This is a genomic window from Thermosynechococcus sp. M3746_W2019_013, from assembly GCF_015296045.1.
In the GTDB taxonomy this organism is placed as follows: Bacteria; Cyanobacteriota; Cyanobacteriia; order Thermosynechococcales; family Thermosynechococcaceae; genus Thermosynechococcus.
The window spans coordinates 25555-31554 of record NZ_DVDW01000014.1 but is presented as its reverse complement, the minus strand read 5'-3'; the positions used below and the strand labels follow the sequence as shown (position 1 = coordinate 31554).

At 54.3% G+C, this 6000-nt stretch carries 9 protein-coding genes; all 9 read right to left on the bottom strand.

Features of this window, described 5'->3' with window-relative positions:
• Positions 1 to 258: 258 nt before the first annotated feature.
• From aguB to rpsK, 9 genes are read right to left on the bottom strand one after another with little or no spacing between them, the layout of a single operon-like run.
• Positions 259 to 1116: an N-carbamoylputrescine amidase gene (gene aguB, locus IGQ16_RS02725; protein WP_297060145.1), complete on the bottom strand. Its 858-nt coding sequence runs from the start codon at positions 1114 to 1116 to the stop codon at positions 259 to 261.
• Positions 1113 to 2138, bottom strand: a complete 1026-nt coding sequence (locus IGQ16_RS02720; RefSeq protein WP_297041130.1) for an agmatine deiminase family protein — start codon at positions 2136 to 2138, stop codon at positions 1113 to 1115. The genes aguB and IGQ16_RS02720 overlap by 4 nt, the downstream gene beginning before the upstream one ends.
• A gap of 9 nt (positions 2139 to 2147) precedes the next feature.
• Positions 2148 to 2423 carry a 50S ribosomal protein L31 gene (gene rpmE / locus IGQ16_RS02715; RefSeq protein WP_024125585.1) on the bottom strand — a complete coding sequence of 92 codons (276 nt, stop codon included), beginning with the start codon at positions 2421 to 2423 and terminating at the stop codon, positions 2148 to 2150.
• Positions 2424 to 2461: 38 nt separating this feature from the next.
• Positions 2462 to 2875, bottom strand: coding sequence for a 30S ribosomal protein S9 (gene rpsI, locus IGQ16_RS02710; RefSeq protein ID WP_024125584.1), 414 nt, complete (start codon positions 2873 to 2875; stop codon positions 2462 to 2464).
• A gap of 2 nt (positions 2876 to 2877) precedes the next feature.
• On the bottom strand, positions 2878 to 3336 hold the full coding sequence (gene rplM, locus IGQ16_RS02705) for a 50S ribosomal protein L13 (protein WP_024125583.1): 459 nt from the start codon (positions 3334 to 3336) through the stop codon (positions 2878 to 2880).
• A gap of 16 nt (positions 3337 to 3352) precedes the next feature.
• Positions 3353 to 4207, bottom strand: coding sequence for a tRNA pseudouridine(38-40) synthase TruA (truA, locus tag IGQ16_RS02700; protein WP_041429236.1), 855 nt, complete (start codon positions 4205 to 4207; stop codon positions 3353 to 3355).
• A 6-nt stretch (positions 4208 to 4213) separates the two neighbouring features.
• Positions 4214 to 4564, bottom strand: coding sequence for a 50S ribosomal protein L17 (gene rplQ, locus IGQ16_RS02695; RefSeq protein ID WP_024125581.1), 351 nt, complete (start codon positions 4562 to 4564; stop codon positions 4214 to 4216).
• A 22-nt stretch (positions 4565 to 4586) separates the two neighbouring features.
• Positions 4587 to 5552 (bottom strand): DNA-directed RNA polymerase subunit alpha, encoded by a 966-nt coding sequence (locus tag IGQ16_RS02690; protein ID WP_024125580.1) that lies wholly within the window; start codon positions 5550 to 5552, stop codon positions 4587 to 4589.
• A gap of 29 nt (positions 5553 to 5581) precedes the next feature.
• Positions 5582 to 5974: a 30S ribosomal protein S11 gene (gene rpsK, locus IGQ16_RS02685; RefSeq protein WP_024125579.1), complete on the bottom strand. Its 393-nt coding sequence runs from the start codon at positions 5972 to 5974 to the stop codon at positions 5582 to 5584.
• Positions 5975 to 6000 lie beyond the last annotated feature (26 nt).

Below are 6000 nucleotides of genomic sequence, written 5' to 3'. Positions count from 1 at the left end.
TGCATCTTGGACATTCCTGCAGAGGAAGATAATTTGACCTGTGGCATCGTTAGCAGAGGAACTAGCAGTACTGTAGGCAGCAAAGTTTAGACCCATCACGCTGATAATGGTGCAGTGATAACTGTGCAGTGGCAAACGCAGCTGTCGGTGGAGTTAGGCCGCTGGCGATCGCGACCAGGACACTGAAATGTAGCTGCCCGTTCACAAATCTTTAAGATCTTTAAGAATAACCCACGCCGATGATCATCGCGCCGTAGATTAAATAACCCCATCGGCAGTCAACAAGGCTTTGTAGAGTCCGGGTCGGCGATCGCGAAAGAAGCCATAGGCCGCCCGCAGGCGCTCAATTTCCTCTAAATCAAATTGATGAACAAGCACGGCTTCTTGGGAGCGATCGGCTGCAGCCACCAGATCTCCCCTTGGATTGGCAATAAAGGAACTGCCATAAAATACTTGCCCCCCTTCATCACCAACACGGTTCGCTGCCACCACTGGAATTACATTTGCCACTGCATGGCCAACCATCACCCGTTGCCAAGGGTCTTTGGTGTCCAGTGTGGGATCATGGGGTTCACTGCCAATGGCGGTGGGATACACTAGCACCTCTGCCCCCATGAGGGTCATCACCCGTGCTGCCTCGGGGAACCACTGATCCCAGCAGATGCCGACACCGATTCTGCCGTAGCGGGTGCGCCAGACCCGAAAGCCTGTATTTCCCGGTCGAAAGTAGAACTTTTCCTCATAGCCGGGGCCATCGGGAATATGACTTTTGCGATAGACACCCAGATTGACGCCCCCCGCATCAATCATGGCCACACTGTTGTAATAGACGGTACCCGCCTTTTCAAAAAACGAGACTGGTATCACCACCTCCAGTTCCCGCGCCAAGGCCTCAAAGTGGGCGAGCGTTGGGTGGTTTTCCACGGGGTGTGCCCGCTGAAAGTGAATCTCCCGCTCTTCCTTGCAGAAGTAGTGCCCCTCAAATAGCTCTGGCAGGACAATGAGCTGTGCTCCCTGTTGATGCGCCTGCCGCACTAAGTCACTGAGGTGCAGAATATTAGTCTCAACGTCATCGGTCAGTTGAGCTTGAATGGCAGCAACGGTCAGTGTTCTCATAATTCCTGCTGAGTAATGCAATGGAAAGCGCCTCCCCCTTCTAAAATGGTCCGCGCGGGCAGGCCAATGGTTCTGCGATTGGGAAAGAGCTTAGCGATCGTCTCCACTGCTTTGGTATCGGCTTCGACACCATAGGTGGGGACAGCAACAGTAGTATTGGCGATATAAAAATTGACATAGCTAGCGGGCAAAATCTCCCCCTTTTGACTCATCACCCGCCCCGGTGAAGGGACTGGGATCACCTCTAGGGAGCGCCCCTTGGCATCGGTCAGGGTTTGCAACTGCTGATAAATCGTCAGCAGGATATCGCGGTTGGGATCGTCAGGGCTGTCAGGCAACATACAGACCACGGTTGCGGGGGCGATAAAACGCACCAGGGTATCAATATGACCATCGGTGTGATCGTTGACCAATCCCGATTCAATCCAGAGGATTTTGCTCACGCCAAGGGCGGGCTTGAGGCGGGCTTCCACTTCTTCGCTGCTTAAATAGGGATTGCGGTTGGGATTGAGGAGGCACTGGCGAGTGGTGAGGCAGGTTCCTTCGCCATCCACTTCGATCGCTCCCCCCTCGAGAAATAGGGGCACAGTACCATAGGGTATCCCCATCCGGATGGCTAGGCGGATGGCCAAGTCACTATCGCCAGCCAGTTCATACTTTTTGCCCCAGCCATTAAAGGGCAAACAGAGGAGCCGTCGCTCGCCCGCCTCATTGATGAGGCCCACAGGAGCTGTATCCCGCAGCCAAATGTCACCAAAGGGCAGTTGATAAAATTGCGGGTTGAGATCGCTTAGGTAGGAATGGGCAGTGGCTTTGCCTGTTTCATCCAGCACCAGAATTTTCAGTTGCTCGCCTCGACATTGACCCGTAACCGGATCAGGGTCAGCGATCGCCCGACACAGGGCAGCAAACTCGAAGCGCACCTGCGGTAATAACTCCCCCCAAAGATCTTCGTGACTAGGGAAAGCTAACCAACAGGCGCGATGGGGCAGCCACTCAGCGGGCTGAAAAAAGAGGGACATAAAGAGCAATTAGCCCTTTTTGTTAGTCTTAGGTGCAGATTTAGTGGCGGCTTTTTTCCCTTTAGCCGTTTGCTGAGGCTTAGTACCGCTGTATTTACGGCGGAAGCGTTCCACCCGCCCTTCGGCGTCAACAATTTTCTGAGTACCGGTGAAGAAGGGGTGGTTGCCCGACCAGATGTCTACGTGCAGTTCTGGTTTCGTGGAACCAACTGTCATGACCACTTCACCATCGCAATAGACTTTGGCTTCGGGATACCACTGGGGATGAATGTTCGGTTTTGGCATAGGAGTCTCACCACAAACGAGAAGTCAACAACAAAATTTTAGCGTTTTGAGTATTGGGGGGCTTTGCGGGCTTTGCGCAGACCGTATTTACGCCGCTCCTTCGCACGGGGATCGCGGGTGAGATAGCCTTCGATTTTCAAGGGTTTGCGGTTTTCGATGTCCAGTTGGCAGAGGGCACGGGCAATACCGAGACGAATAGCGTCCGCTTGCCCTGTCAAACCACCCCCCGTAGCATTGACATAGATATCGTAGCTATTTTCAAGTCCTAGGGTTTCAAGGGGGGCTTTCACCAAGTTGAGATAGATGGGGTTATTTTGCAGGTAGTCAGCCCCATTGCGGCCATTAATCAATAGCTGACCGCTACCAGGAATCAATCGCACCCGTGCTACCGCCGATTTACGGCGACCTGTTCCCAAGTAAACTACCCGCTTAGACTGATCAGCAATCTGCATTGTTAGGCTCCCGGAATCGTGTTAATGGTCAAAGGCTGGGGTTTTTGTGCTTGGTGAGGATGCTCTGGCCCAGCATAAACTTTCAGCTTGGTAAAGAGTTTGCGGCCAAGGGAATTTTTCGGCAGCATCCCCTTGACAGCGTGCTCAATAATCCGCTCCGGAATACGGGCTTGCAATTGATCAAAGGTTTCAATTTTCATGCCGCCGGGACGCCCGGAGTGACGACGGTAGAGTTTTTGGGAGCGTTTTCTGCCGGTGACGGTGACTTTTTCGGCATTGATGACAATCACAAAGTCACCCGTATCCATGTGGGGGGTGTAAATGGCTTTGTTTTTGCCCCTGAGAATGCGGGCAATTTCTGCGGCCAGCCGACCCAACCGTTGATCAGCGGCATCAATGACATACCACTGGGGAGCAAGGTCATCCACAGCGGGCAGTGGTGTTTTTACGGTACTGGTCATCACAAACTCCATAGTGCTATGCAATAGACAATTCAGGGCAAACAGAGGCTAACTGGAACTGGGGCATCGCCTCGGTGCACAGGGCAAGGGGGAAGGGTGATTCAGGATAACCCACCCCCAATAGACAAAGGCCGCTGGGGGGTGCAGCATACTTGACAAGGTGGCGTTGCTCCTGTTGCCAAATTTCCGTAAAACTGGCGGGCGATCGCTGGCCTTGTCCCACCTGTACCAAGAGGCCCACCAACAGGCGCATCATACCGTAGAGAAACCCTGAAGCTTGTACCTCAATTTCCACAAGGGCACCGCGCCGCTGGCAACTCACCGCCTGTACCTCCACCCAAGAATGGGCACGATTGGAGCCAGAACGGTGAAATGCACTTAGGTGATGCCGCCCCAACAATGGCTGAAGCACTGCTGCCATTTTTGCCACATCCAAGGGGGCATAGTAGTAGTGCCATGTCCAAGGCCGCAGAAAGATATTGGGGCAGGGATCGGTATAGAGAGTATAACGATAGCGACGCCACAGGGCTGAGAAACGGGCATGCCAGTGAGGAGGCACAGCCGCCGCGGCACGAATCACCACATCAGCCGGCAAGCGAGCATTGAGAATCCCCGGCCAACGATGAACGGGAATAGGCGAGTTGACCGTGACATGGGCCACTTGACCCGCAGCATGAACCCCTGTGTCTGTGCGCCCTGCTGCAACAACAGAGACGGGATGATTGACAACACTGGCGATCGCCTGCTCAATCACCTCCTGCACCGTGCGTTGCCCCACCTGCCGTTGCCAGCCGTGGAAGTGGGTGCCCTGGTACTGAATTAGCAGTGCCAAGCGTTGGCCGCTTTGAGGAGGGGCGATCGCCGTCATCATTGCCTACTACACCAGCTCAATGACCGCCAATTCAGCATTATCCCCCCGCCGCCGCACACTGCGGATAATACGGGTATAGCCCCCCTTGCGATCGCCATAGCGCCCTGGGGCCTGGGCAAAGAGAGCGTGCACCAGTTGCTTATCGTAGAGATAGCCAAGGGCACGCCGCCGTGCCGCCAAGGAGCCATCCTTTGCCAAGGTGATCATCCGCTCTGCCTCTGCGCGTACAGCCTTTGCCCGCGCTTTGGTGGTGGTAATGCGGCCATGGCGAATCAGCTCAGTGGTCAATGCCCGCAGCAGTGCTTTTCGTTGATCCGCTGGTAGTCCTAGTTGGGGAACCCGACGTTGGTGACGCATAGGTAAACCTCATTCAATCTCTCTAGTTACGGGCAGCTTTTTGGGGCGGTAGCGTAATTCCCAAGTGTTTTTGCAGGGCTTCGATCACTTCCTCAGCCGACTTTTGACCGAAGTTTTTGATCTCCAGTAGCTCTTCCTGGGAGTACTCAAGGAGATCAGCCACCGTATTCACTTGGGCACGCTTGAGACAGTTATAGGCACGGACCGACAAATTAAGTTGCTCAATGGGAATTTGCCCCGTTTCGTCATGCTCATCGGTGGTGGTGGCCTCAGAGGTGTGTAGGGGCACTTCCTTCAAGGGGCTAAAGAGATCCACAAGAATCGTTGCCGCCTGATTGAGGGCATCCTGAGGAGTCAAGCTGCCATTTGTCCAGATTTCTAGCTTTAGGTAGTCCTGGAGCTGGCGATCGCCCTCTGCACCGGCACTGCGCACAGAATCAACAGTGTAGTTCACCCGCCGCACCGGCATAAAGACCGCATCCAATTGGAGATAGTCCAAGGCAAGGCGATCGTCCCGCACCCGCTCCACCGAGCGATAGCCGCGATCCTTTTCAATCTTGAATTCCATCTCCAAGGTTGCCCCCGGCATCAGCGTGGCAATATAGTGGTTGGGGTTGACCACCTCCACTTCAGAGCCAAGCTGCACCATACCAGCAGTGACCGTCAATGGCTCATTCTCAGGGGCTTGAGCAAAAAGACGACCCATTTGGGGTTCTGAGGTGTGGCTGCGAATCACCAACTGCTTCATTTGCAGCAAAATGTCCATGACATCTTCGCGCACACCGGGAATCGTCGAAAACTCATGATTGACGCCAGCAATCCGCACCGCTGTCACAGCACTACCGGGTAAGTTGGAAAGGAGAACCCGCCGCAGGGCATTCCCCACCGTAATCCCTTGACCAGGGGCAAGGGGATGCAGTGCAAATTGGCCATACTGCCCCTGATCCTCCTCAACCCGTGTTTCCAAACATTCAATTTGATATGCCATAGCTGTGCTCCCAAGGGACCCAAACTAACCTAAACCCGCCGCCGTTTGGGGGGACGGCAACCATTATGGGGAATGGGGGTCACATCCCGAATGAGGGTAATTTCTAAACCTGCGGCTTGCAACGCCCGAATCGCTGTTTCTCGACCGGAGCCAGGACCACTCACCATGACCTCAACTTGCCGCATCCCCTGATCAATGGCACGGCGCGCCGCATTATCAGCAGCAGTTTGGGCTGCAAAGGGTGTGCCTTTTTTGGCACCTTTGAAACCACTGGAGCCAGCGGAGGCCCAAGCAATCACCTCACCATTGGGGTCGGTAATTGAGACAATCGTGTTATTAAATGTGGACTGAATGTGGGCAACGCCACTGGGGACATTGCGCTTTTGCTTACGAGGGCCAGAGCGTTTTGCAGAGGGTGCCATAATCTATCCAAACCGTGAATGAGGTA